This window comes from Pseudomonas sp. LBUM1668 (assembly GCF_059695715.1).
This window is the reverse complement of record NZ_CP166787.1, coordinates 3927363-3952121: the sequence shown is the minus strand read 5'-3', so window position 1 is coordinate 3952121 and position 24759 is coordinate 3927363. Positions and strand designations below refer to the sequence as shown.

The 24759-nt window shown below is 57.3% G+C and carries 24 protein-coding genes; 12 read left to right on the top strand and 12 right to left on the bottom strand.

Features of this window, described 5'->3' with window-relative positions; genetic code table 11:
* Nucleotides 1–49: 49 nt before the first annotated feature.
* The 5 genes from ACA061_RS17810 to ACA061_RS17790 all read left to right on the top strand — a co-directional run bounded on the left by ACA061_RS17810 (nucleotide 50) and on the right by ACA061_RS17790 (nucleotide 5003).
* Nucleotides 50–286, top strand: a complete 237-nt coding sequence (locus ACA061_RS17810; protein WP_497299771.1) for a hypothetical protein — start codon at nucleotides 50–52, stop codon at nucleotides 284–286.
* Between the two features lie 91 nt (nucleotides 287–377).
* On the top strand, nucleotides 378–1493 hold the full coding sequence (locus ACA061_RS17805) for a polysaccharide biosynthesis/export family protein (protein ID WP_210699617.1): 1116 nt from the start codon (nucleotides 378–380) through the stop codon (nucleotides 1491–1493).
* An 11-nt stretch (nucleotides 1494–1504) separates the two neighbouring features.
* Nucleotides 1505–2170 carry a YjbF family lipoprotein gene (locus ACA061_RS17800; protein ID WP_497299770.1) on the top strand — a complete coding sequence of 222 codons (666 nt, stop codon included), beginning with the start codon at nucleotides 1505–1507 and terminating at the stop codon, nucleotides 2168–2170.
* Nucleotides 2171–2199: 29 nt separating this feature from the next.
* Entirely contained in the window at nucleotides 2200–2928 is a 729-nt protein-coding gene (locus tag ACA061_RS17795; protein ID WP_150604523.1) for a capsule biosynthesis GfcC family protein, read from the top strand.
* Nucleotides 2925–5003 (top strand): YjbH domain-containing protein, encoded by a 2079-nt coding sequence (locus ACA061_RS17790; RefSeq protein WP_497299769.1) that lies wholly within the window; start codon nucleotides 2925–2927, stop codon nucleotides 5001–5003. The genes ACA061_RS17795 and ACA061_RS17790 overlap by 4 nt, the downstream gene beginning before the upstream one ends.
* 1375 nt (nucleotides 5004–6378) lie before the next feature.
* Here ACA061_RS17790 and ACA061_RS17785 read toward each other — a convergent pair.
* The 3 genes from ACA061_RS17785 to ACA061_RS17775 all read right to left on the bottom strand — a co-directional run bounded on the left by ACA061_RS17785 (nucleotide 6379) and on the right by ACA061_RS17775 (nucleotide 9833).
* Complete coding sequence (locus ACA061_RS17785; RefSeq protein WP_497299768.1) at nucleotides 6379–7773, bottom strand: undecaprenyl-phosphate glucose phosphotransferase; 1395 nt, start codon at nucleotides 7771–7773, stop codon at nucleotides 6379–6381.
* A 387-nt stretch (nucleotides 7774–8160) separates the two neighbouring features.
* The gene (locus tag ACA061_RS17780; RefSeq protein WP_210700156.1) at nucleotides 8161–8820 is read right to left on the bottom strand and encodes a winged helix-turn-helix domain-containing protein; all 660 of its coding nucleotides are present in this window, start codon (nucleotides 8818–8820) and stop codon (nucleotides 8161–8163) included.
* A gap of 272 nt (nucleotides 8821–9092) precedes the next feature.
* Complete coding sequence (locus ACA061_RS17775; protein ID WP_150617589.1) at nucleotides 9093–9833, bottom strand: winged helix-turn-helix domain-containing protein; 741 nt, start codon at nucleotides 9831–9833, stop codon at nucleotides 9093–9095.
* A gap of 569 nt (nucleotides 9834–10402) precedes the next feature.
* Here ACA061_RS17775 and ACA061_RS17770 point away from each other — a divergent pair.
* Nucleotides 10403–11236, top strand: a complete 834-nt coding sequence (locus tag ACA061_RS17770; RefSeq protein WP_150604469.1) for an undecaprenyl-diphosphate phosphatase — start codon at nucleotides 10403–10405, stop codon at nucleotides 11234–11236.
* Here ACA061_RS17770 and ACA061_RS17765 read toward each other — a convergent pair whose 3' ends face one another.
* From ACA061_RS17765 to ACA061_RS17755, 3 genes are all read right to left on the bottom strand, one after another.
* Complete coding sequence (locus ACA061_RS17765; protein ID WP_497299767.1) at nucleotides 11237–11608, bottom strand: DUF2388 domain-containing protein; 372 nt, start codon at nucleotides 11606–11608, stop codon at nucleotides 11237–11239.
* Between the two features lie 75 nt (nucleotides 11609–11683).
* Nucleotides 11684–12670: a tRNA dihydrouridine(20/20a) synthase DusA gene (dusA, locus tag ACA061_RS17760; protein WP_497299766.1), complete on the bottom strand. Its 987-nt coding sequence runs from the start codon at nucleotides 12668–12670 to the stop codon at nucleotides 11684–11686.
* Nucleotides 12671–12830: 160 nt separating this feature from the next.
* Nucleotides 12831–13181: a DUF7079 family protein gene (locus ACA061_RS17755; RefSeq protein WP_497301955.1), complete on the bottom strand. Its 351-nt coding sequence runs from the start codon at nucleotides 13179–13181 to the stop codon at nucleotides 12831–12833.
* A 579-nt stretch (nucleotides 13182–13760) separates the two neighbouring features.
* Between ACA061_RS17755 and ACA061_RS17750 the strand changes: the two genes are divergently transcribed.
* Nucleotides 13761–14123, top strand: a complete 363-nt coding sequence (locus ACA061_RS17750) for a DUF6124 family protein (protein ID WP_497299765.1) — start codon at nucleotides 13761–13763, stop codon at nucleotides 14121–14123.
* 45 nt (nucleotides 14124–14168) lie between these two features.
* Here the strand turns inward: ACA061_RS17750 and ACA061_RS17745 are convergent, their stop codons facing one another.
* The 4 genes from ACA061_RS17745 to ACA061_RS17730 form a co-directional block, all read right to left on the bottom strand.
* The gene (locus ACA061_RS17745) at nucleotides 14169–14537 is read right to left on the bottom strand and encodes a DUF7079 family protein (protein WP_497299764.1); all 369 of its coding nucleotides are present in this window, start codon (nucleotides 14535–14537) and stop codon (nucleotides 14169–14171) included.
* Between the two features lie 17 nt (nucleotides 14538–14554).
* Nucleotides 14555–15106 carry a UDP-4-amino-4,6-dideoxy-N-acetyl-beta-L-altrosamine N-acetyltransferase gene (gene pseH / locus ACA061_RS17740; protein ID WP_497299763.1) on the bottom strand — a complete coding sequence of 184 codons (552 nt, stop codon included), beginning with the start codon at nucleotides 15104–15106 and terminating at the stop codon, nucleotides 14555–14557.
* 136 nt (nucleotides 15107–15242) lie between these two features.
* Nucleotides 15243–16028 (bottom strand): transporter substrate-binding domain-containing protein, encoded by a 786-nt coding sequence (locus ACA061_RS17735; protein ID WP_210699670.1) that lies wholly within the window; start codon nucleotides 16026–16028, stop codon nucleotides 15243–15245.
* A 76-nt stretch (nucleotides 16029–16104) separates the two neighbouring features.
* Nucleotides 16105–16587, bottom strand: coding sequence for a hypothetical protein (locus ACA061_RS17730; protein WP_497299762.1), 483 nt, complete (start codon nucleotides 16585–16587; stop codon nucleotides 16105–16107).
* Nucleotides 16588–16751: 164 nt separating this feature from the next.
* Between ACA061_RS17730 and ACA061_RS17725 the strand changes: the two genes are divergently transcribed.
* Nucleotides 16752–17417, top strand: a complete 666-nt coding sequence (locus tag ACA061_RS17725) for a ribonuclease T2 (protein WP_150604453.1) — start codon at nucleotides 16752–16754, stop codon at nucleotides 17415–17417.
* A 784-nt stretch (nucleotides 17418–18201) separates the two neighbouring features.
* Complete coding sequence (locus ACA061_RS17720) at nucleotides 18202–19770, top strand: sensor domain-containing diguanylate cyclase (RefSeq protein WP_497299761.1); 1569 nt, start codon at nucleotides 18202–18204, stop codon at nucleotides 19768–19770.
* A gap of 192 nt (nucleotides 19771–19962) precedes the next feature.
* Here the strand turns inward: ACA061_RS17720 and ACA061_RS17715 are convergent, their stop codons facing one another.
* Nucleotides 19963–20250 (bottom strand): hypothetical protein, encoded by a 288-nt coding sequence (locus tag ACA061_RS17715; RefSeq protein ID WP_150617603.1) that lies wholly within the window; start codon nucleotides 20248–20250, stop codon nucleotides 19963–19965.
* Between the two features lie 178 nt (nucleotides 20251–20428).
* On the opposite strand from ACA061_RS17715, the gene ACA061_RS17710 reads away from it, so the two are divergent.
* A complete protein-coding gene (locus tag ACA061_RS17710; RefSeq protein WP_210699672.1) occupies nucleotides 20429–20869 on the top strand; it encodes a carboxymuconolactone decarboxylase family protein in 441 nt (146 codons plus the stop codon).
* Nucleotides 20870–20914: 45 nt separating this feature from the next.
* Here the strand turns inward: ACA061_RS17710 and ACA061_RS17705 are convergent, their stop codons facing one another.
* Nucleotides 20915–21679, bottom strand: coding sequence for an AraC family transcriptional regulator (locus ACA061_RS17705; protein ID WP_497299760.1), 765 nt, complete (start codon nucleotides 21677–21679; stop codon nucleotides 20915–20917).
* 98 nt (nucleotides 21680–21777) lie between these two features.
* On the opposite strand from ACA061_RS17705, the gene ACA061_RS17700 reads away from it, so the two are divergent.
* Together ACA061_RS17700 and ACA061_RS17695 are read left to right on the top strand one after the other, a co-directional pair.
* Nucleotides 21778–22911, top strand: coding sequence for an MFS transporter (locus ACA061_RS17700; protein ID WP_497299759.1), 1134 nt, complete (start codon nucleotides 21778–21780; stop codon nucleotides 22909–22911).
* A 108-nt stretch (nucleotides 22912–23019) separates the two neighbouring features.
* A complete protein-coding gene (locus ACA061_RS17695) occupies nucleotides 23020–24747 on the top strand; it encodes a ShlB/FhaC/HecB family hemolysin secretion/activation protein (RefSeq protein ID WP_497299758.1) in 1728 nt (575 codons plus the stop codon).
* The last annotated feature ends 12 nt before the right edge of the window (nucleotides 24748–24759 follow it).

Here is a 24759-nt window from a genome sequence, read left to right as displayed (position 1 = left end):
TCTAGCACCGGCCGGTTTTTAACAGGTCGAATGTTAGAAAGGAGTTGATATGAAGAAAGTGATGGCAATTGCCCTGTTGACGATGTTGAGCAACTGGGCTGCCGCAGCTGAAGCGCCGCTTACTGCGGCGACCAATGTAGGCGGTAGTGTAGCGGCTTCGCAAGCCCCTGCAGCCAGTACTGCAATGGTCGCCAGTGCAGTAGCGGCGTCCAACAGCGGTGGCAGTGCCAACGGCGGTACCACCGGTACGACGGGTACCACCGGTACAACCGGCACGCATAACTAACAGTAGTTTTTGTTAGTGCAGTACAGGGTCGCCCGACGCAAGTCGGGTGACTTCTTTTTTTAGATCCGCCCTTGAATAGCGTAGTGCCATTATGACTCGTAGTTTTTCTCTTTTAATGTTGGCAAGTCTCGCTTTACAAGGTTGCATGTTTTCCCCGGGCCAATACCTGAGCACCAGCGACATCACCCGCCAGGGTGCCAGTGAAAGTAGCCGGGTCGAGCTGATTCCGATCACGCCCAAGCTGATCTCTACAACCCGCGCCACGCAAAAGCGCACGTCGCTGCCGCCGGAGTTGTTGACGACCCCGGCCGAGTACCGCATCGGCAATAACGATGTCCTGTACATCACGGTATGGGATCACCCCGAGCTGACAGCGCCGTCAGGTGCGCAGCAACAGATCGATGCCAACGGCCGTCTGGTGCGTTCGGATGGCACGCTGTATTACCCGTTCATCAAGGAAGTCCAGGCCGCCGGCCGGACCATCCAGCAACTGCGCGCAGACATCGAACAACGGCTGTCGGCGTTCATCGCCGAGCCGCAGGTGGACGTCGCCGTGTTGCGTTTCGCCAGCCAGAAAGTGGTGGTCACCGGCGCTGTAGCAAAAGCCGGCCCGCAAGCGATTTCGACCAACCCGCTGAGCGTGGTCGAAGCGCTGGGTTCGGCCGGCATCGATACCAACAACGCGGATTTGTCCGGCCTGCTGCTGACGCGTAACGGGCGGATGTATCCGCTCAATCTCGACTCGCTCAATCAACAGGATTCCGAGTTGCAAGGCGTGTACCTCAAGGGCGGCGATCAGTTGTACCTGCCGTACAACGACAACAAGCGAATTTACGTCATGGGTGAAGTCAACCAGCCGCGCGCACTGAGCTTCAAGACGGCGACGATGAACCTCTCCGATGTGCTCGGTTCGGTCGGCGGCTTGAGCCAGACCACCTCCAACGGCAACGCGGTTTACGTCATTCGCGGCGTGGAGAATCTCGACGTCGAGCCGGCGAAAATCTACCAGTTGAACGCCGAGTCGCCGACCGCCATGGCGCTGGCCACGCACTTTCAAGTGCAGCCGCAGGACGTCGTGTATGTCGGGCCTGCGAACGTGACGCGCTGGAACCGCTTCATCAGCCAGTTGGTGCCGTCGGCGTCGATTGTCGGGACCGGGGCTTCCGCTGCGAAGAACTGGAGCGAATACAGTAACAACAGCAAATAAGGCCGCCGACTGTGAACACGTTGAAAGTGGGTGTCTGCCTGATGGCGGCCCTGTTGTTGTGTGGCTGTAACCCGCTGATGAGCGCGTCCCTGAACAACCTGAAATCGGCGGTGATCGGCCCTGACGAAGTGGACGTGACGCCGGCTCAGGTGGCCGAGGTCAGCTACCCGCAACTCAAGTTGACCACGCCGTCCGGCTCCGGGGTACTGGCGTTGGTGCGCGAGCGTGAAGACCTGCAGTTCTGGGTCGCCTCCGGCAAGCAAGTGCTGCTGCTGCGCGATGGTCTCGCCGTGCGCAGCATTGGTCTGGGCCTTGAGGGCGATCTCGACGGCACGCGTCTGGCGGATGACTCGCCGTTCAAATCAGGCCTGCATCAAGTCGCCGATGGCTTTACCTCTCGGCGCTGGATCGACCTCTACAAGGGCCAGGAAGTCGGGGTGATCGTCAACAGTCGTTTCACCCGCCGCTCGACGGAAACCCTCGACATTCTTGACAAGGAATACACCGTGCTACGTGTCGATGAGCAGGTTGACGCCCCGGCCATCGGCCTGAGTGCGACCAATCGTTATTGGGTTGATCCGCGTGACGGTTTCATCTTCAAGAGTGAGCAGCAACTGACCTCGCAACTGCGCGTCAGAATCGTGCAACTGACACCTGATCGCAGGCATCTGCCGTGAAGCGTCTGGGCTTTTTTTCAGCGTGCCTGATGTTGATTGCCGGTGTGAGCCAGGCCGCTGTCACGGTGACGGGGGATGTCGCCAATCCCGGGCCGATTGAATTGCCGGCGGGCGGGCGCTTGTTCGATGTGATCAGCGAAGCCGTGCCCAATGCTGAAGGTTATTGGTTGGCGGGCGTGTTGCTGCGCCAGTCGTTGCTGGAGGAGCAGGCGCGGCTCAAGGCTGGCGTGCTGTTCGATCTGGATGTCTTGCAGCGCATGGCGTTGCTCTTTGACATGCCGAGCCGTGGGGCGCTGGCGCAGCGGCTGACCGAGCAAGTCCGGCAGATGCCGGTGACTGGCCGGCAGATTGCCGATCTTGATCCGGTCGCGATCGAAGTCGGCTTCGCGCGCAACATTCGTCTGGACGATGGCGATCGCCTGATCTACCCCAAGCGCGTCGACGAAGTTGAAGTGCTCGGTGCTGTCGCCGAGCCGTGCCACTTGCCGTATCAGCCGTTGCAGGAGGCCCGCGAATACCTGCAAGGCTGCTCGATCCTGAGCGATGCCGAGGCCGATTACCTGTGGCTGATCCAGCCCAACGGCGTTACGCGGCGCGTCGGTATCGCTCACTGGAATCGCGAGAGCGGGCACATTCCCGTCGCCGGCAGCAAGATTCTGGTGCCGGTCAAAAATGATGATCTTGATCCGCCTCTTCCTGAACTGAATCAGCAGTTGGCCGAATTGATTGCCACGCAATTGGCTGAGGTGGTTCGTTGAATTTTCGTTTTGCAGCTGTGTTGTTATTGCCCGTTGGTCTGGCTCATGCCGAGCCGCGTATTACTCAAAGTGACTTCGGTGGCACGGGCCTGTTGCAGACGCCGACGGCGCGCATGGCCCCGGCCGGCGAGTTGAGCGTCAACGCCAACCGTACCGAGCCTTACAGCCGTTACAGCGTTTCGTTGCAGCCTCTGGATTGGCTCGAAGGCTCGTTTCGCTACACCGCGATCACCAACCGGCCGTACGGCTCCGAGGCCCTCAGCGGCAGCCAGAGCTATAAGGATAAGGCGGTCGACGCCAAAGTCCGGCTGTGGCAGGAAAGCCATTGGCTGCCCGATGTGGCGCTGGGCTTCCGAGATATCGGCGGTACCGGTTTGTTCTCCAGTGAATATTTCGTCGCCAACAAGCGCTACGACAATTTCGATTTCAGCGCCGGCATTGCCTGGGGTTACCTGGGCAATCGCGGCGACATCGACAACCCGTTGGGCTATGTCAGCGATCGCTTCGATACAAGGCCTGCGCTCGAAGGTACCGGTGACGTCAACTCAGGTTCGTACTTTCGCGGCAAGCCTTCGTTTTTCGGCGGTGTGAGCTACCAGACGCCATGGGATCGCCTGAGCCTGAAACTCGAATACGAAGGCAACGACTACAAGCACGAGCCGAAGGACAACGTGATCGAGCAGGACTCGCCGATCAACTTCGGCGCGGTGTTCAAGGTCGCCGATTCGGTCGACATCAGTGCGGCGTGGGAGCGCGGCAACACGGCGATGTTCGGCGTGACGTTTCACACCAATTTCGTCAGCCGCAAGGCGCCGGCCAAGACCTACGACCCAACCCCGGAACCGCTGCCGGCGAAGATGCCGACCACGTCGATGGAGCAGGTCGATTGGGCGAACGTCTCGCAACGTTTGCAGCAAAACGCCGGCTACAAGGTCGAGCGCATCACCCAGCGCGATTCCGAGCTGATCGTGTATGGCGAGCAGCAGCGTTATTTTCATTCGTCCAAAGCGGTCGGGCGGGCGAGCCGGATTCTCGACAACAGCGTCAACGACGACATCAACTGGTTCACCGTGGTCAACAAGCGTTACGACCTGCCGCTGGAAGAAACCAGCGTGCCCCGCGACACCTTCCGCGAGGTGATCAACAACGAGGAGCCGCTGCTGTCGTTGCACCGCACCACCGAAATCAATCCGGCGATGCCGCACAACGAGAAAACCCTCTACAGCGAAGCGCCGCAGCACTTCAGTTACGGCGTGGGTCTGGGCTTCAAGCAAAACGTCGGCGGCCCCGATGGTTTTCTCTATCAAATCAGTGCCGACGCGGACGCCGAGTACCGCTTCAACCGCAACACCTGGTGGAACGGTTTGCTCAGCGCCAACCTGATCAACAACTTCGACAAATTCACCTACGACGCACCCAGCGGTTTGCCGCGTGTGCGCACGGATATGCGTCAGTACCTGACCGAGTCCGAAGTGACCATGCCGATGTTCCAGGTGAGCCATGCCGAGCAGTTGGATAAGGACCTGTATGGCATGGTTTATGGCGGTTATCTGGAGTCGATGTTTGCCGGGGTAGGGGGCGAGGTGCTGTTCCGCCCGACTGGCGAGCGCTGGTCGGTGGGCGCGGACCTCAACTACGTGCGCCAGCGTGAATACGACCAGGGTTTTGGCCTGCGCGATTACTCGGTGGTGACCGGGCATGTCACCGGTTATACCGACTTGCCTTACGACATGCTGGCGGCTGTCAGCGTTGGCCGTTACCTGGCCGGTGACTGGGGCGGCACGCTGGACATCTCTCGCGAGTTTTCCAATGGCGTACGCTTCGGAGGCTGGGCGACCATTACCACGGCCAGCAGCGCCGAGTACGGTGAAGGTAGCTTCGACAAAGGCCTCTATCTGTCGATTCCGTTCGACGAAATGATGAGCATGTCGACCATGCGCCGCGCCAACCTGGTCTGGGCACCGCTGACCCGAGACGGCGGCGCGCGGCTCAATCGCGGTTATCAACTGCACTCGATGACCGATAGCCGCGATGACGATATGTTCTATCGCAACTTTGAGAAGATCACTGAGTAATGACTGGTCTTGCGAGGACTCAATCTGTGTGGCTGGCTTGCCAGCCGACCAGTTTTTGTCTGAATACACTGAGTTCAAACTGTGGGAGCCAGCCTGCTAGCGAAGGCGTCCGCTTGGTTGATGATGTTTTTGTTGGTTGGGGTACATATCCGTTGCTGCGGTAACGGCTTCTCAGGGTTCCGCCCTTACGGCGGGTCACCTTTTCCAAACGCCGAAAAGGTAACCCAAAAGGCTTTGCCCTGACGTCCGGCCCGCTCGCTAAAGCTCGGGGTTCCTTCGCTCCGGAATCCATCCGGGGCATCGATTCCGGTTTGCTTCGCTGCACCTCCTTTCGATGTCCTCCCCGGATGAATCCCTGCACTCAGCCTCCCGACGGGCCTTTTGGATCAAGAGCTGCACTCGAGCTAACGCTCATTGTGTTGAGTGGTTAGAAGCGAGGGCGGTGGGGGGGGCTTTTTTGTGGGAGCTTGCCAGCGATGGCGGCGGCACATTCAGCACTGATGTTGACTGACTGACCTACCGCAATCTGGCAATCCATCCCCACAGGGTCATTCGCCGCGGCCCCAAACTCGGATCCACCACAAATCCCTGTAGGAGCTGCGGAACGCTGCGATCTTTTGATCCTGATCTTTACGATCAAAAGATCGCAGCCTCGTTTCACTCGACAGCTCCTACGGGGTCATATGTCACCCACCAAATCCCGTCCACCCTATTTCCCCTGTAGGAGTGAGCCTGCTCGCGATAGCGTCAGATCAGCCGACATCAGTCGCCTGACCCACCGCCATCGCGAGCAGGCTCACTCCTACATGGGTTCTGTGCCCGACCACGAAACCTCAGGCACACCGAGATTTTGTGGGAGCTGGCTTGCCAGCGATGGCGGCGGCACATTCAGCACTGATGTTGACTGACCTACCGCAATCGCTGGCAAGCCATCCCCACAGGGTCATTCGCCGCAGCCCCAGATTCGGATCCACCACAAATCCCCTTTAGGAGCTGCGGAACGCTGCGATCTTTTGATCCTGATCTTTACGATCAAAAGATCGCAGCCTCGTTTCACTCGACAGCTCCTACAGGGTCATATGTCACCCACCAAATCCCGTCCCGCCATATTTCCCCTGTAGGAGTGAGCCTGCTCGCGATAGCGTCAGACCAGCCGATATCAGTCGCCTGACCCACCGCTATCGCGAGCAGGCTCACTCCTACATGGGTTCTGTGCCCGACCACGAAACCTCAGGCACACCGAGATTTTGTGGGAGCTGGCTTGCCAGCGATGGCGGCGGCACATTCAACGGCAATGTTGGCTGACTCCAAAATCCCAGGCACAAAAAAGGGGACTTTCGTCCCCCTGCGGTCATGCATTGCGTAACGCCAACCTTCAGTAAATATCCTTCGACAACAACGTAAATGGTGTCTTCACCAGGATCTTCAGGTCCAGCCACAGCGACCAGCTATTGATGTACTGCAGGTCAATCTCGACACGTCGCTGCATCTTGTCGATGGTATCGGTCTCACCCCGGCAGCCGCTGATTTGGGCCAGCCCGGTAATACCCGGTTTAATCCGATGACGCGCCATGTAAGCGAGGATTTTCCCCGAGTAGAAATTGTTGTGCGCAACCGCATGTGGACGTGGGCCGACCAGCGCCATGTGCCCTTGCAGCACGTTGAACAATTGCGGCAATTCATCCAGCGAAGTGCGGCGGATGAAGCGTCCGACAGCGGTGATGCGCGAGTCGTTGCGGCTGGCCTGTTTGACCTCTTTGTCATCGTGCACGCTCATTGAGCGGAACTTCCAGACCTTGATCACCTTGCCATTCCAGCCGTGGCGATCCTGCTTGAAGAACACCGGGCCCGGCGAGTTGATCTTCACGGCCAAGGCAATGATCGCCAGCACCGGACTCAACATGATGATCGCCAGCAGCGCGACGCTTTTCTCCATCAGGCTTTTGCTCAGTGCAGCGGTCGGGCGGCTGGTCAGCGGGCTCTCGTTCAGGTAGATCGCCGGCAGGCCGTCCACGACTTTCACCGAATGATTGAGCAGCGTCAGGCTGTTCAGATCCGGCACCCAGACCACATCCACGTTGGCGCCGAGCAAGTCGACATACATGGCTTCGATTTTCGCCGCTTCCGACAGCGGCAGGGTGATGTACAAACGGCGGATATCGTGGGCTTCGATCAACGCCAGCAGATCTTCCTGGGCGCCGACCACGCGAGGTGCATCCGACGTAAGCGAAGGCACCACGCCGTTACTGATCAACCCTACCAGCGGCAGGTTTTCAATTTGGCTCAGCTTCTTCGCCAGCCCCAGCGCCAGCTCACCTGTGCCGACGATCAGGGTCTTGTGCTCGCTTTTACGCGAACGCTGGTAGAACTTCGAAAACGCATGTAACGGCGCGTACAACAATGCCTGGCCAAGGAAGCCGTACACCGCCCAACTGAGGATCACCTGTCGGGAAAACAACTCATCGGCCTTGCACACAAACGCGATAAAAGCCAACGCCGCCATGGTCATGGACCAGCCCATGAACAAGCGTCCCAGCCCCGTCAGATAATTATCCCGTTTACGATAAACGCCACTGAACGTGTAAGCCGGCACTGATGCCAGTACCGCCAGCGTTGCACACATCCGGTAGTAGAACGCGACCGTGCCCGTGTGCTGTTCCGCCAATACAAACAGCAGCGCTACGATAAAGCCCTGCGCCAGCGCCCATTGTCCCCAGAAGGTAAGTCCCTTGAGGCCCGTGCTTCGATTGATACTAAGAGAAAGATCCATACGATATCCCCAAAAGACGTCCATTCAGGTTTCAACAGTTGAAAGCCGAGTTGTTAGTCAGATTTATTGTTTTTGTTCTATTGAGTGTTCTGAAAGTAACAACGTCGATAGGCCGAACTGTCGTCAGTCAATAGACTAATTTATTGTCGGGAATGGTGTCTGACGAGTTCTAACAAGATGGCACAATGCCAACTTTTTAATAATTAAATAGTCGGTTGTTAGAAAAGGTCGCAGAGGAGGGGGTGAATAGTGGTTGTTGTATTTGTTACTGTTAGACGGTGGAGGCAGGGATTTTTTTAATCAGGGATATGGAACCAAACAGAGTGCTCTTGTTGTTTTTGTAATCGCACTGTTATCTGTTTGTGTGTTCGCAGATATCGCCTGTGTTTACGCGACGATGTCCTGGATGAGGCAATAACCGCGATTTCTTACGGCACGGAACAGTCGCTCACCTTGGCTGGCGCTTTTGAATTTGTCTTGCAGACGACTCAGGCACATTTCCAGTCCGCGATACTGCTCCGGCTCTCGGCCGATGCTCAGGATCAAGTCATCTCGACTGACAACCCGCTCTTCGTGATTGAGCATTTTTCTAACCAGTGCAGTTTCCAGCCCGGTAAGACTGATCTCGACATCGTTTTTGACCAATGCGCCTTGATCATTATCCAGATGCCAGGTTTCGGTACACGGCGTGACGTCTTCTACACCAGCAGACAGTTTGCCGGATTCGCCGGTTATGGCCGGGGCGCTGCGAAAGGGATTGCTTGATTGTGCTGCCCGCCACTCGGATTCGAGTGTCGCCAATATACGCTGGGTGTCATGTTCAATCGTGCGGGCAACGTGCTTTCGGGTGCCGCTTGGGTAAGTGAACTCCATCAACATGGGAGCGGAAGAGGGCGAAGTAGCACCTTCAATAAACATTTGTGCCTGAGACGTGCCCAGTGAATTGAAGCGCTCGCTGGACAGGATGTTCTCGAGTTCACGTTGCGACGCTGTACTGTTGGTCACGACAACAAAATATTTTCTGGGGAGGGTTGTACTAGTTTCCATGTCTCTCTCCTTAACTGCGCACCAAAATTGGTTAAAAGGTAAATCGGCAGGCGAGCAATGACTTCCTTGGAAGTAATCGACAGGCAGGGTCTGGGCCCGAAATTGGCCCTCGATAAGTTCCACTCGTTCTGCTGCTATGTTGTTGAGTTTATTGTTATATTGTTGCGCTCATTCGATCGCTTTTTTATAGGTTGGCGTGAAGTGAAACAAGAGATATATCGTTGCATCAGACGATCCTTCGTGAGTATGCAAAAGGGATGGCTGCCCGAGACTCAGGCAGTCGATATCAGGCCCCGCATCAGGCGATAGCCATAGCCGCGGATGCTCTGAATCGCGTTTGTACCATACACGTCCTTGATTTTTCCACGCAAGCGACTGATGGACTTCTCCAGCGCACGAGGATCGTAGAAATTGGGATTGAGCCCCATGATGTTGGCGATTTCATCATGGCTGAGAATGTGATTATTGCTTTGCGCAAACGCTTCAAGGATTTTCATCTCGGCAAACGAGATGTCCAGCCTTTTGTTAGTGCTCAGCAGACAGATCCGAGTCGGATCAAGAGTCAGATTGATGTCTCTTTGCCATTCTTCACTGCTGAAGAACTCTCCCAGCGACTCGGCGCCGTCATCGGAGAGGGTATTGAGTTTGATACAGAAGTCGGCACCGGCAAGGAAGTATTTGATCTTGTTGAAAGCGCCGCGACCTGTGATTACTGCACAAATGAGCGGTTTCAAGTTGTCGTTGCGCAGGTTTTCGACCAGCGCAAGATTGTCTTCGAGTGCCTGTGGGCTGTCGATGACAATGAAGATTGCTCGATACAAGGCAGAATCTTCATTCTGCATATAGGCATCAGTGTACGAGTTGGCTTCAAGCGCCATATCGGTTCGCACAAGCTTTGTGAGTAGCGCACTAAAATGTTCCGCCACGCCACGGGTTCGACCCAGAGTGAGTACACCTGGTACGTCGATTGTCGGGCGCGGACTTCTAGTCGCCAAGTTCCCTGAGAGCATCATGCATTGACTCGAAATTAGGTGCTGACATCGGGATGTTAAAGCACCGGTTCTCATCTGTGACTGACAATTGGTAACATTTACGTCGTTTTTAGACGTGGCTCCCGAGTTTTCTAACAATAAATAAGCTTTTCAAGCTTTTAGTTGATTTTCTCGGGATCGTGAACTAGTGAGTTAGTGGTGGCAATATGAAATTGTGCCACTATTTTGAACTCATGGCGACATCTTTGTTTATGTCCATTGGCCACTGTATGGCCACCCGCTGATAATGTGAGGTAGATCACATTTTATTGACGCAATGAAATTTTTCCTACTAAGTGCCTAAATAATTTCACATTAGTTCGTACACGGACGTTTATTAACATGGCTTGAGTGTGTCTTTTGATAAGACGTAATCTCCTTGGCTAACAAGAGCAAAAGATCGCAGCCTTCGGCAGCTCCTACAGGTGAATGCTTTCCAAATGTAGGCGCTGCCGAAGGCTGCGATCTTTTGATCTTTGTATTATTTCAGATACTCAATCCCTGAGTGTTATCGACCAGTCGCTCACCAAGAGCGCTCTGACGGAGGATTAATGGATTTCTGGACCTTTTTCCAGGTGTTGATTTTGGGTGCAGTAGAAGGCCTCACCGAGTTCTTGCCGATCTCTAGTACTGGTCACCAGATTATCGTTGCCGACTTATTGGAGTTCGGTGGCGAACGCGCCATGGCGTTCAACATCATTATTCAACTGGGTGCCATTCTTGCCGTCGTCTGGGAATTCCGGCCGAAGATCTTCGAAATCGTCAAAGGCCTGCCGACCGAGCGCAACGCTCAGCGTTTCACCCTCAACCTGTTGATCGCCTTTCTGCCGGCCGTGGTTCTGGGTGTGCTTTTCGCTGACATCATTCATCACTACCTGTTTAACCCGATCACAGTCGCCGTCGCTTTGGTTGTCGGCGGTATCGTGATGTTGTGGGCCGAACAGCGCAGCCACGTGATTCGCGTCGAGCATGTCGATGACATGCGCTGGTCTGACGCGCTTAAGGTAGGTTTCGTACAGTGTCTGGCGATGATTCCCGGCACATCGCGTTCCGGATCTACCATCATCGGTGGCCTGCTGTTCGGCCTGTCGCGCAAAGCAGCCACAGAGTTCTCCTTCTTTCTGGCCATGCCAACCATGGTCGGCGCTGCGGTGTACTCAGGCTACAAATACCGCGACCTGTTCCAGCAGAGCGATCTGCCGGTCTTCGCCTTGGGTTTCGTCACCGCATTCATCTTCGCCATGATCGCCGTGCGCGGTTTGCTCAAGTTCATCGCCAACCACAGCTATGCCGCGTTCGCCTGGTATCGAATCGCGTTTGGCTTGTTGATTCTGGCCACGTGGATGTTTGGCTGGGTGAACTGGACGGCGGCTGCGGCGAGCTGATTACTGGCTGCTGATCAGCGCGGCGACGGCGAGGTCGTTTAACTCGCTGTCAGGGGAGTCCCGACGAAAACGCTGCAATGCCGAGGTGAAATACGCGGCTTGCAGCATGCCGTCGCTGGCGAGGTAATAACGCGCGTCTTCCTGCTCCTCGGCGGAGTAAACACGTTTGAAGTTTTCGGTCGTGTTATTCGTCGCAGAAAAAGGTGTGAGAAACAGCACAAGGATGGAAAAACCGGAAAACTGCGTGGCCTCCCACGGCGTATCGGTGCTCCCCATACAAAAACCGTCGCAATGTGCATAAACATTCGAGGTGAAGCTAAACAGGGCGAGCAGGGAGTAACGCTTCAAGCGAGAAAAAATAAACGCGGGCATAAACAAAAGACATCCTGTCAGTACAACAACACTCCGGGCAACGCTCATTCGTTGCCCGCACATTCAACGCGTCGATCAACGACCCGCCAACAACTCCGCGGCCTGATCCAGCAACGCCAACGGATCCTTGGCCTTGTGGATATCCACCGACAACAACTGCCGAAACTTGCGCGCCCCCGGGAATCCGGTGCCCAAGCCCAACACATGCCGCGTGATGTGATGCATTGACCCACCGGCCAGCAAATGCTCGGCTATATAAGGTCGCAACTGCGCCAGCGCTTCCGCGCGGCTGATCACTGGCGCCGAACTGCCGAACAACTGCTGATCCACCTCCGCCAGCAGATACGGATTGTGATAAGCCTCACGCCCCAGCATCACACCGTCAAAGGTCTGCAAATGCTCATGGCAGGCCTCCATCGTCTTGATCCCGCCGTTCAACACAAACTCCAACTCGGGAAAATCCGCCTTCAACCGCGCAGCAACGTCATAGCGCAGTGGCGGAATGTCGCGATTCTCCTTCGGCGACAACCCCTCCAGAATCGCAATCCGCGCATGCACGGTAAAACTCGTACACCCGGCATCCCGCACCGTCCCCACGAAATCACACAGCTCCTCGTAACTGTCCCGCCCATTAATCCCGATCCGATGCTTCACCGTCACCGGAATCGACACCGCATCACGCATCGCCTTCACACAATTCGCCACCAGTTGAGGGTGACCCATCAGGCACGCACCGATCATGTTGTTCTGCACGCGATCACTCGGGCAGCCGACGTTGAGGTTCACCTCGTCGTAACCGTGCTCCTGGGCCATGCGGGCGCAGGCGGCCAGATCGAGTGGCACGCTACCGCCCAACTGCAAGGCGAGAGGGTGCTCGGCTTCGTTGTGACGGAGGAAGCGTTCGTGATCGCCATTAAGCAGCGCACCGGTGGTGACCATCTCGGTGTAGAGCAGGGCGTTCTTCGATAGGAGGCGTAGGAAGAAACGGCAATGGCGGTCAGTCCAATCCATCATCGGGGCGACGGAGAAGCGGCGGGAGAGTGGAGCGGGTTGTAGAGGCATTGGGGGAATCTGGATCAGAGGGGCGAAGGTGGGGGAGTTTATCAGGAATGGGGTGGGCAGAGCCTCACGCACTTTGATCGATGTGGCCATGCTTGGTGATGACACGCCGACGCTCGTCGGCTGAGTATCGTGGTCTGTACCAGATCGTTCCTAAAAGAATTCACTTTCGATAGTGAGCGGAGATCTCTCTCCAAATGTATTTGTATCGGAACTCAAGCCAGCGGATTAACAGTTTGTCTCTCTGACGTCGAAAGCGACTACTTGCTCGGGCTTCCAACATTTGCGCTATGTCAGAGTTTAATTGCTCTCGGTTAAATGCAGACCAGATGGTAGGAATCACGGTCTCAAGATTCGTGTAGCAGACAGGTGCGACTTCCTCGTAGAGCATCCGTTTTATTTCTAGCGGGTCGTAATCTTCGGTCTGTCGGGCGATATATTCGTAGTCCACCTCATTGTCGACGAACGTATCGGACAATGCCCAGTAGATGTCATATCGATCTTTTGCAGTCATTGTGCGATTCAAATTAGCGTTGGTCGTTTTCATCGCGAAAACGTCGTCAACGACTTTGAATTCTGGTCGTACATGAGGGGCTGGGTTTTCAATGTGATACGCGCGGCTGGCTTTGCCATGTTTGACTCCCTGTCATCGAATTAACCGCTGCCGACTGTATCAGACTTGCTTTGGTCAGTGACTGGCGACAATGCACTCGTCATTTTTCGTGAATTTAAACAGCAACGCCTGTGCTTGTTTAAGTGAATCGAGCTGGTGCAGTCCAAGACCTACAACTCCTTGCGCCACCCCCTACACCTAAGACAGAATCCGCCGGCTTGTGCCTCTAGCTCGCGGGTTCTATCGTTCCTGGGTTACTGAAAACAGTGATCGGGTTTGGTAGCCCGTCTCCGTCAGAAGCACAAGACTACTGTCTTGCGAGGGCGTTTCTCGTCTTCGTTTTATGGTGGTCATGCGCGGGGCGTCTTCGGATGCGCCGGGGTTCCTGACGACCGGTCTACCAACCTGCGTATGGCCTCCACCCTTCGTTTGGTAGCGAGAGTGATGGCTCCTTTTCGTTTATCCGTCAGGAGTTACACCATGTTCAACCCAACACCCAACCCGCCAGAAACCGATCCGGCATCCCCCTACGAATCCCCCAGCTCCAAAAAACTCCACGAAGCCGCCGAGCGCGCGCTCGATCACTATCTGCTACCCGCCAGCCAGATCATGGCCAGCGCCAACGAGCCCGAACGCATGTACTTCGCCAATCCAAAGTACGACTCGGAATCCCTGTTGGCCAATGCCAGCGAGACGCTGAGTTCCGCCTCCGAAATGCTCAATAACTTCGCCGCGACGCTGGATCCCTCGCACCGCAAAACCGCGCTGGGGATTGCGCAGGTGGTGATGTTGGGGGAGTTGGCGGTGAATCAGGCGTTGGATAACGTTGAGGTGAAGGCGTAAATCGTGTCCCTCTGTGGCGACGGGTTACCGTTGCCGCGGACGGGATCAGTTTGGTTGTTTGAGATGAGCTGAGAGCTCTTTCCAGGCGTCGCCGTAGTTAAAGCGTAACCAAGCCGTGTGCAGCCTGTGGCGCTGGCGCCGCAGCCAGCTGTTTTTCTTCGCCGCCAGCATTTCCTCGATATCGCGGTTTAACTCATCGGCGTCGAATCCTGTCCAGATCGGCGGCAGTGGACCTGCCAGGTTCCAGGCGCAGACGACGGCGACTTCCGAGTACAGGATGTCCTTGATCTGTTCCGGGTCGTAGCCTTCGACTTGGCGGGCGATGTAGGGGAAGTCCACTGCGGTGTCGACGAAGATCCAGGATAATGCGTCCCGGATTTTGTATAGCTCGGCTGGACTTGGTTCACGTCTCAAGCGCAGATCTCCCGGCGTCAAGCGGCGCTGATACGTTCGATAACAGGAGCGAGTGCTGGGCGCTTGTTTTGCCATTCTTCTTTGGTAATCCCCAACAAAACCACATCAACCCGGGTCCCATCCTTCACCACGTTCTGCCGCCGAACACCCTCAACCTCAAACCCAAACTTCTGATGCATCTTCACCACCGCCGCATTCATCGCCAGCACTTCGCAATTCAGCTTCTCCAACCCCGCCACATCAAACGCGTAATCAAGCATCCAGAACTCGACCACGCTGCCCAAGCCCTTACCCTGCAACCCGACGTCCAGATAAAACGCCCAATCCGCTGTCTTGTGCAAAACGTTAATCGCATTCAACGAAACAACCCCGACCGCTTGCTCATCCTTGATCACCACAAACACTTGTTGCCGTGGATTGCCCTGCAAAGAGGTCAGCCAGTCGGCATGCTCCTGTTCGGTGATTTCGTGGGAGGTGTACATGAATTTGCGCACGTCTTCCTGGTTGCGCAGGGTGCGGACGTGGGCCTGGACGGCGGGGTTGGCGTCGGTGAGGGGGAGGAATTGCATGGGGATGTCCTTGTCTGGCGGGTGAGCGATTCTGAACTGGCGCTGTTGATCAGGGAAGTTGCATGTTGTGGTGTCCGGTTGCATGAGGACGAGAGAGCAATTCCCTCGCCACAGGGGCAGTATCAGGTCTGGATACTTATTGCGGCACGGCGATCCATTCGCTCAGTACTTTCTGATATTTGCCGGTCACTTTGCTCAGGTGCAGCCACTGATCAACGTACAACTTCCAGCTGATGTCATCGCGCGGCAGCAGGTAGGCCTTTTCCCCGTACTGCATGAATTGCTGCGGATTCACCGCGCACAACCCCGGTTTCAACTTCTGCTGATACAGCGCTTCCGAGGCGTCGGTGATCATCACGTCGGCCTTGTTGTCGAGCAGTTGCTGGAAGATGGTCACGTTGTCGTGCAGGGCCAGTTGCGCCTTGGGCAGGAAGGCATGGACGAAGGCTTCGTTGGTGCCGCCGGCCGGTTCGACCAGGCGCACGTTGGGCTGGTTGATCTGCTCGACAGTTTGGTATTTGGATTGATCGGCGCAGCGCACCAGCGGGATCTTGCCGTCGACGTCGAGGGTGTTGCTGAAAAAGGCCTTTTTCTGCCGCTCCAGCGTCACCGAGATGCCGCCCATGCCGATGTCGCATTTGCCGGCCTGCATGTCCGGCATCAGGGTTTTCCAGGTGGTCTGCACCCACTCGACCTTGACCCCGAGGCTGTCGGCCAGCGAGCGTGCCATGGTGATGTCGATGCCCTCGAAATCGCCGTCGGTGCGTTTGAAGGTGTAAGGCTTGTAGTCGCCGGTGGTGCAGACGCGCAGTTGGCCTTGTTGCTGGATGGTGTCCAGGTGCGACGGTTGTTCCGCTGCCTGAGCGCTGAAGGTCAGGGGCAGGGCCAGTAAGGTACCGAGCAAGATTTTGGTTTTTATCATGGCTGTCGGGCTTCAAAGGGATCGGAGCCAGAAGTTAACCACGTTCTGGGCGCTGATCCCTATCGGCAGAGTGCGCCTACAGCCCCAATCCTTCCTGAACCACCGACAACAGATTGTTTTCCGTCAGCGCGATGGCATCCAGTTCCTGCCCGGTTTCCACGGTTTGCATCCACCAGTGGCTTTCGTGATGTTCATCGACGGTGCGCAGCAGGTAGGTGTTTCTGTCCGGCAGGGTAATTTGCACGCGCCCCGCGCCGTCTTCGGTAAATCGTGCGATGGGATCAAAGGTCAGGCTTTGATGATTTGCTTCGATCACCAATTGATCGATGGCGTAATCGTGGGATTCGCCATCCGGAGAGGTTTCGCAGATGTGCGTAGGATTGCGCCGAATTTTCAGTCCGACTTCGGTCACCGGTTGCAGCCAGGTTTCGATGCGGTGGTACAGGTCGTACACCTGAGCGGGCCAGCAATCGATCTCCAGTTCGGCGCAGGTGATGTCGTCCGCGTGGCTGTGCCGGGTTTGCTTGAGCTTCGCGGCGAGTTCGTCTGCTTTACTCATTTCGGTTCCCTGTTTGTGGTGTCTGCTTATTAATCGTAGACCTTTCAACGGGGTACAACGTTGCCGTGCGTCATGCGCTTGCAACACAAGCGTGTCGAAATCTGCGCTGACCAGTCTGGTCAGGATCGAAAACCACGGACGCAGGCGTCCCAAGGAGCGGGTACATGAAAAAGCTGTTTACAATTTTGGCAGTGATTGCGCTGACGGCCGGTAGCATCGGCCTGAGTTCGGCGCGCCAATCGCAGTCGAGCAAGGCGCAAGCGGAGTCGGTAGCGGGAGTGTTCGATTATTACCTGCTGACGCTGTCCTGGTCGCCGACCTTCTGTTTGACGCACAAGGACGACGTGCAGTGTTCCGGCAAGGGTTATGGCTTTGTCCTACACGGCTTGTGGCCGCAGTACGCCAAGGGCGGCTGGCCGCAATCCTGTCCGCCGCTGACCACACTGTCGGCCGCGGAAAGCAGCAAGGGCATGACGCTGTTCCCAACCAAAAAACTGCTCGATCACGAATGGTCCAAGCACGGCACTTGCAGCGGCCTCGGTGCGATGGGGTATCTGGATGCGGCGGATAAAGCGGTTGGCACGGTGAAAATTCCGCAGGAATTGCAACCGTTCAGCACGTCTTATTACTTCGAGGCGCAGGAAATTTCCGATTTGTTTCGCAAGGCCAATCCGGGGATTCCGGCCGACGGCATCGCGGTGATTTGCAGTGGTCCGGAGTTGTCGGAAGTGCGTGTGTGCATGGGCAAGGATCTGCAGTTTGGCGCGTGTGGCAAGGGTGTGAAAACTCAGTGCCGGGCGGGGGATATTCGGGTGCCCCCGGCGCGGTGATGTGATCTGGTTTGAGCACTGAGCACTGAGCACTGAGCACTGAGCACTGAACCTGTGGCGAGGGGATTTATCCCCGATGGACTGCGCAGCAGTCCCATTTCTGGGGGCCTCTTCGCGACCCATCGGGGATAAATCCCCTCACCACAGGAGGTTTCGGTTTACTCAGACGAATCTCTCCATATCCATGCTCGACACCCCGCGCAAAAACTCCACCAACCCTACCTGCAATAAGCACTGAGCACTGAACCTGTGGCGAGGGGATTTATCCCCGATGGACTGCGCAGCAGTCCCATTTCTGGGGGCCTCTTCGCGGCCCATCGGGGATAAATCCCCTCACCACAGGAGGTTTCGGTCTGGTCAGACGAATCTCTCCATATCCATCCCCGACACCCCGCGCAAAAACTCCACCAACCCTACCTGCAATAAGCACTGAGCACTGAACCTGTGGCGAGGGGATTTATCCCCGATGGACTGCGCAGCAGTCCCATTTCTGGGGGCCTCTTCGCGGCCCATCGGGGATAAATCCCCTCACCACAGGAGGTTTCGGTCTGTCAGACGAATCTCTCCATATCCATCCCCGACACCCCGCGCAAAAACTTCACCAACCCTACCTGCAATAGTCGCCGCAAAAATAATTCGACCCACGGCTGTCATCCAATCGCGCATTACGCCGATACAACGGGGCGGGTGCGGGGCGTTTGCCCCTTGCACCCCGGTGGGCTACGCTCACAATTCATAAGGGTTTCGGGCTAACGCCCCTGTCGTACCTGCCCAGGACATGCTTTTGCCAATCCCCATTCACGATCCGCATCAGGCTCCCGGCACGCTAAAGCGTCTGCCGCTGCGCAAAGCGGCGGTGCTGTTTATCGTTGCGGTGAGTTTGTGCCTGTTTGGTTTGCTGTACCTGCAACTTGAGCAGTCGCGGCGCCAGGATCTGACGGTGGCGCAAATGGCCTCGAGCAACCTGACCCGGGCGATGGCGCAGCAGGCAGAGGATACGTTTCTGGCGGCGGACCTGGTGCTGACCAGTCTGGTCGACTGGATTCAGGACGACGGTTACGGTACGGCGCTAAGGCCGCGATTGCAGAAAACGCTCTCCCGACGCGTGCAGCAGCTGGAGCAGTTGCACGGTATGTTTCTGTTCGACGACCACGGACAGTGGGTCGTTACCTCATTCCCTGATCTGCCCCGTGGCAACGGCGTGGCTGACCGCGAATATTTCAAGTTTCATCAGCAGAACGTCTCGGAGGTAGCGCACATCGGCCCGGCGATTCGCAGCCGCGAGAACGGCGAATGGATCATCCCGATCTCCAAACGCGTCAACGATCGTGCCGGCAACTTTCAGGGTGTGTTGCTGGCCGGGATCAAAATGTCGTACTTCGAGCAGTTCTTTAAAAGCTTCAGCCTCGATGATAACGGGATCATGTTTATCGGCCTGACTGACGGCACTTTGCTCGCCCGCCGGCCGTACGATGAATCTCTGATTGGCACGTCACTGGCCAAAGGCGAAATTTATCAATCGCTGTTGCCCAATGCCGCTGCCGGAACGGCGATGTTCAAATCGGTGGTCGATGGTGTCACCCGTTTGTACGGCTACCGGCAGCTGTCGGCTTATCCACTGGTGGTGTCGGCCGCGACTTCGCGGGACACGATTCTCAAGGGTTGGTATGACCGCGCGTTTCAGTCGAGCGTGATTGTAGCGCTGGTGATCCTGGGTGTCGGTTTGTTCGGCTGGGTGTTTATCCATCAAGTGCGCGACGGCGAGCGGATCGAGAAAAACCTGCGCAAGGCGCAACGGGCGCTGGAACAGATCGCCACTCACGACAGCCTCACCGGGCTGGCCAATCGGCGCCTGTTCGAGCGATCTCTGGAGATTGAGTTTGCCCGTGGCGCGCGGCAGGCCAGTCCGGTCAGCCTGATCATGCTCGATATCGATTTCTTCAAGCGTTACAACGACGCTTATGGGCACGTGGCGGGGGATCATTGCCTGACGCAAGTGGCCCAGGCGCTGAAGACCTGCTGCCAGCGCAAGTCCGATCTGGTCGTGCGCTACGGAGGCGAGGAGTTCGCGGTTTTATTGCCCGACACAGACATCAATGGCGCATTGGCGATTGCCGGGCAGATTCGGCGCGGTGTGATCGACAAGCGCATCACCCACAGTGGTTCACCCACCGGTTATCTGACGGTCAGTCTGGGTTGCTACTCGTTTATCCCCAGCGGCAATGACAGCATTGAATTGTTTATCCAGCGCGCGGATGCGGCGTTGTATCAGGCCAAAAATGCCGGACGCAATCGGGCGGCGGTGCTGTCGACGGATGACGGCATAGGTGAGCTGATGCGCTACGACCGCTGAACCAAAGACCACCACAACAAAACTGTGGGAGCTGGCTTGCCAGCGATAGCGGTCTGTCAGCTTGAGAAGAGCTGACGGTAGTGACGCCATCGCTGGCAAGCCAGCTCCCACAGGAATTTTCAATCAGCACAGATTGTGTGAATGCCTAGAGAGCACGTGGGAGGATTTTCACCACGGATGGCTCTTGTTCGTTCAGCCACCCGTGCCACCGCCCGCACCGCCGGTACCACCACCCGCCGAACCGGTGCCACCGCCGGCGCCCGAGCCCGATCCGCTGGCGCCGCCGTTGGTGCCGGTGCCGTCGGAGCCGTTACCGCCCGATGGCGCGCCCGGTGTGTTGTCCGGTGGCATGGTCGAGCCGCTGGTGGAGCCCGATTTGGTGCCTGTTGCATCGGCGCCGTCGTTGGCAGCGAAGCTGGCAGCCGATGCCGTGGCCAGCAGGCCAGCGAGCAGTAACGAGGTAAGTTTGCGCGTCATCATGGTACGTCTCCAAAAAGGGGATTTACCTGATATTGGTCTGATGCGCCCAACGCTTGGTGCCGCCCGAGTGACGAGCGGTCGATGGAGTGGCCTACTGATCTTCAGGAATATTGGCTATTTGCCGAGCGCTGCACCGGGACTAACGTAGTCACACATTCACTTGCCCCGGAAAACTACCATGCAACCTCGTATCGATTTTTACACTGCTTCCCCGGACGCCCTGAAAGCGATGCTCGCCCTGGAAACAGCCGTCTCAAAGCTGCCGCTGGAAAAAAACCTGATCGAACTGGTCAAGCTGCGCGCCTCGCAGATCAACGGCTGCGCCTTCTGTATCGACATGCATACCGCCGATGCAATCAAGGGTGGCGAAACTCCGCGGCGCCTGTTCGCGGTGACCGCATGGCGTGAAGCGCCATTCTTCAGCGACCGTGAACGCGCCGCGCTGCTGTGGACCGAATCGCTGACCCAACTGAGCCTGACGCACGCGCCGGACGAAGACTACGACGTCGTTGCCGCGCAGTTTTCGCCGAAGGAAATGGTCGATCTGAGCGTTGCGATCAATACCATCAACAGCTGGAACCGCTTGGCGGTAGGCTTCCGTAAAACTCCTCAGGCCTGAAACCACTCCACCATCCCCTGGAAGAGTGCGTCTGTCGTCAGATGCTTATTTGAGCCACTGACCGGGTGTGCTGCCGGTCATGGCTTTGAAGAACGCGATGAACGCGCTGTCACTGGCGAAGCCCAATTCGAAGCTGCAATAACTGAGGCTGCGTCCGGTGGCGAGCAACTCCATGGCGCGCATCAACCGCCATTGCTGGCGCCACTGCTGATAACTCATGCCGGTTTCGCGCTGGAAGATTCGGCCGATGGTGCGGCTGCTGGCGCCGATCTGGCGTTCCAGCACTTGCAGTTCCGGCGGCAATCGTTCCGGGGTTGCGAGCAGTGGCAGCAAACGCTTGTCCCGTGGCAAGGGCAACAACATCGGTTGTTGCGCCGCCTCGACAATTTCGCTCAGGCACAAACCCAGTAAATGGGCGAATTTGCCTTGTTGCCAATCAGTGTCGAAATCCGCCGTAGCCATGGGCTCCAGCACGGCGCGCAGCAGAGGGCTGACCTCGATGACGCAAACTTGTTGCGGCAGCTCGCGGCACAATTCAGGGACCAGGTAAATGGAGCGGTAATCAACGCTTTGCTGCATCTGTGCCCGATGGCTCACACCCGCCGGAATCCACGCCGCTCGCGACGGTGGCAGCAGACACAATTGCTGCGCGAGGGTGATGCGCGTGCAGCCCTGTCGGGTGTAGAGCAGTTGCCCGTGCAGGTGCTGATGTTGGCCGGAATCGTGATCACCCAGTATTGCTGCGATGCCGATCACCGGCGCCGAGTAACAGTCCGCATCAAAGAGTGTGTGGGCATCAATCCAAGCCATGGGTTGTCCGATTTGCGCGATAAATTGGCAGGATTCGGATAATACGCCAATCAGCAGTTCTTAAACTCCTCGGCGGTTTACTTGAGGAGTCATAAACAATGAACAACAAAAATCTGTTGCCGCTGGCGATTGCGTTGCTGATGTTTCCGCAGATTGCGCAGACCCTTTACAGCCCGGCGCTGGGGGATATCGGTCGGGTGTTTAAAGTCAGTCCTGAGGCGGCAGCGCAGACCTTGTCGGTTTACTTCCTGGCCTTTGCCGTGGGCGTGGTGGTGTGGGGGCGATTGTGTGATCGCATCGGCCGGCGTCCGGTCATGCTTATGGGATTGGCGATCTACGCGGTCGCCATGGTTATCGCCTTGCGAGTCAGCAGTTTCAACGGTCTATTGCTGGCGCAGGGGGTGGCAGCATTTGGTGCGGCGGTGGGCTCGGTGGTCACGCAGACTTTGCTGCGCGACCGTTTCAAAGGGGCAGAACTGGCGCAGGTTTTTTCCCTGGTGGGCATCGCGTTGGCGGCAAGTCCGGCGATCGGTTTGTTCAGCGGTGCCAGCCTGGTCGAAGCATTCGGTTATCGCGGGGTGCTGGGCGCGCTGGTTTTGCTGGCCGCGACGCTGTGGCTCTGGAGTTGCTACGCCTTGCCGGAAACCCGTCCTGAGCAAACACCCCATGTCGATCTGTGGGAAACCCTCGCACGCATGTTGCGCGACTTGGGCATCTGGCGCTCGGCGTTATGGATTGCTGCGTTCAATGTGGCGCTGTTCAGTTATTACAGCCTTGGCCCGTTCATTTTTCAGCGCCTGAACCTGGACGCAACATGGTTCGGCTACAGCGGCGTGATCCTCGCGCTGGGCTCAGGTTTTGGCGCATGGGCCAACAAGCGTTTATTGCAGGCAGGGTTTGCCGCGATGCAGTTGATCCGGCTCGCCGCCATCACCGGTTTGCTCGGTGGCGTTGGCGTCTGGTGGCTGCAGGACAGTGGCGCGTTTGTGCTGCCGATGTTGCTGATCGTGCTGGCGTTCGGCATGGCCATTCCCAATATTCTCGGCATGGCGCTGGTTGATTATTCGGATCGTCTCGGCACTGCCGGAGCGTTATTGGGGCTGATTTATTACCTGCTGATTGGCGCGGGCATGATGCTCGCCGGGTGGTCTCAGGCCCTCGGGGAAACCCTGATAGTGTGCAGTGCCGTGGCATTGCTGCTGACAATAAGAGCAACAAAAGCAATTGTTTAAGAAGTGTAAGCGCTGTAGGAAGCGTCTTGCATTTGTGTAGGAGGGCTCCGACTATCACGATTATTGATGATGTGGCATTACGCCATTCAATGATCGCAAGGAAGTTGCGTGCCGTATTCTATTCGCGCTGTTTTTCCTCGTCATGTCACACGTTGGCCGCTGTGGTCGGTCGTAGTGTTGAGCGTAAGTACTTCCTCGCTTGAAGCGGCCGAACCTGTCGCGCCTGGCCAGGAAGTGCTGCGCCAGCAGCAACAGCAACAGCGCGACTTGCAACAGCTGCAACTTGAGCAGAGAAAACGTCAGCTGGAGCGCGGCGCGTTCGGCCCGGCGCCGGTCACCCCGGCGATTCCCCAAACCGTTACGCCCGATGAGCGCTGCTGGCCGTTAAGCGGCACGCGCATCGGCGGCGTCACGCTGATCGACAGCGACAAACTCAATGCCCGCATCAAGCCGCTGCTCGCGCCATGCATGGGCGTCGGCCAGATCAATCATCTGCTGGCGACCATCACCGCGATTTACGTCGAAAAGGGCTACATCGCCAGCCGTCCCTACCTGGTGAGTGCTCCGGCAGCGGGGCAATCGCTGGATATCCGGATCGACGAAGGCTACATCGAGTCCATCGAACTGGCCGATCAAAGCCTGCCGGTTTCCCTCGGTGGTGCCTTCCCGGGCATGCTCGGCGGGCCGTTGAACCTGCGCGATCTGGAGCAGGGGCTGGATCAGTTGAACCGCTTGCGTTCGGTTGACCTCACCGCCGATATCGCCCCCGGCAGCCAGCCCGGCGCCTCACGGATCATCCTGCGTTCGCGCACCACCGGGCACTCGCGCTGGGCCTTGAATGCGGGGATCGACAACCTCGGTAGCGCCAGCACCGGGCGCGACCGCGACACGCTCAGCCTGAGCCTCGACAGCCCGCTGGAACTCAACGACCTGTTGAGCCTCAGCGCCAGTGACACGTTGAATCAGGGCGACCGCTACAGCCGCAACGCCAGCCTGTATTACGCGATCCCCTACGGCTACTGGACCTACAGCGTGTTCGCCAGCCACGCCGAATATCGCGCGCCGTTCAAATTGCCGAGCACGACCTTTCACAGCACCGGCATCACTGACCAAGTCAGCCTGCGCGCCGACCGCGTGTTGTGGCGCGACCAGAGCCGCCAGCTCAGCGCCAACCTGCAACTGGCGCACAAGGACGTCGACAGCTACCTGCAACACGTCCGTCTGGGCATCCAGAGCCCGACCCTGACCGTGGCCGAAGCCGGGCTCAATCTGTTCTGGCTCGACCGCGCGGTGTGGAATCTCGACGTCAACTATGCACAAGGTCTGCGCTGGTTCGGTGCCGATGACGATTCCCGACAGGCGATCAACAACCTGCCGAAGGCCCAGTTTCGCAAGTATCGCGCCGGCCTCAGTCAATGGCGCAATGGCCAGTTCGGTGCGCAAGCCTGGCAATGGCAGAGCCAACTGAATTTGCAGTACAGCCCTGATCCGCTGCCGGCCATCGAGCAACTGTTGGGTACCGACGATTCGGCGGTGCGCGGTTATCGCGTCAGCAGTGCCTCCGGTGCCAGCGGTGCGATCTGGCGCAACACCTTGCGCCTGCCGCTGCGCAGCGAATGGCCGGTGCAGATCACCCCGCGTGTCGGCCTCGACCACGGCTGGATCAAGGCCGACCACGGCGCCCAGGGTCAACGCCTGAGCGGCGCCAGTGTCGGCCTGAATATGGGCTGGAAGAACCTGCAAGTGGACGTCGATTACCAGCGCGCCCTCAACACCCCAAACGGTCTGCAACATGAGCCCGAAACCTGGCTGATGCGGGTCGGGGTGCAGATATGACTCACACCAATA

Coding starts and splice junctions, on each gene's coding strand:
- ACA061_RS17785 (WP_497299768.1), bottom strand. CDS start 7,773: ATGGATCTTTCTCTTAGTATCAATCGAAGCACGGGCCTCAAGGGACTT.
- ACA061_RS17715 (WP_150617603.1), bottom strand. CDS start 20,250: ATGATGACGCGCAAACTTACCTCGTTACTGCTCGCTGGCCTGCTGGCC.
- ACA061_RS17710 (WP_210699672.1), top strand. CDS start 20,429: ATGCAACCTCGTATCGATTTTTACACTGCTTCCCCGGACGCCCTGAAA.
- ACA061_RS17755 (WP_497301955.1), bottom strand. CDS start 13,181: ATGACTGCAAAAGATCGATATGACATCTACTGGGCATTGTCCGATACG.
- ACA061_RS17770 (WP_150604469.1), top strand. CDS start 10,403: ATGGATTTCTGGACCTTTTTCCAGGTGTTGATTTTGGGTGCAGTAGAA.
- ACA061_RS17795 (WP_150604523.1), top strand. CDS start 2,200: ATGTTGATTGCCGGTGTGAGCCAGGCCGCTGTCACGGTGACGGGGGAT.
- ACA061_RS17775 (WP_150617589.1), bottom strand. CDS start 9,833: ATGATGCTCTCAGGGAACTTGGCGACTAGAAGTCCGCGCCCGACAATC.
- ACA061_RS17735 (WP_210699670.1), bottom strand. CDS start 16,028: ATGATAAAAACCAAAATCTTGCTCGGTACCTTACTGGCCCTGCCCCTG.
- ACA061_RS17725 (WP_150604453.1), top strand. CDS start 16,752: ATGAAAAAGCTGTTTACAATTTTGGCAGTGATTGCGCTGACGGCCGGT.
- ACA061_RS17705 (WP_497299760.1), bottom strand. CDS start 21,679: ATGGCTTGGATTGATGCCCACACACTCTTTGATGCGGACTGTTACTCG.
- ACA061_RS17700 (WP_497299759.1), top strand. CDS start 21,778: ATGAACAACAAAAATCTGTTGCCGCTGGCGATTGCGTTGCTGATGTTT.
- ACA061_RS17765 (WP_497299767.1), bottom strand. CDS start 11,608: ATGCCCGCGTTTATTTTTTCTCGCTTGAAGCGTTACTCCCTGCTCGCC.
- ACA061_RS17780 (WP_210700156.1), bottom strand. CDS start 8,820: ATGGAAACTAGTACAACCCTCCCCAGAAAATATTTTGTTGTCGTGACC.
- pseH (WP_497299763.1), bottom strand. CDS start 15,106: ATGCAATTCCTCCCCCTCACCGACGCCAACCCCGCCGTCCAGGCCCAC.
- ACA061_RS17750 (WP_497299765.1), top strand. CDS start 13,761: ATGTTCAACCCAACACCCAACCCGCCAGAAACCGATCCGGCATCCCCC.
- dusA (WP_497299766.1), bottom strand. CDS start 12,670: ATGCCTCTACAACCCGCTCCACTCTCCCGCCGCTTCTCCGTCGCCCCG.
- ACA061_RS17805 (WP_210699617.1), top strand. CDS start 378: ATGACTCGTAGTTTTTCTCTTTTAATGTTGGCAAGTCTCGCTTTACAA.
- ACA061_RS17810 (WP_497299771.1), top strand. CDS start 50: ATGAAGAAAGTGATGGCAATTGCCCTGTTGACGATGTTGAGCAACTGG.
- ACA061_RS17730 (WP_497299762.1), bottom strand. CDS start 16,587: ATGAGTAAAGCAGACGAACTCGCCGCGAAGCTCAAGCAAACCCGGCAC.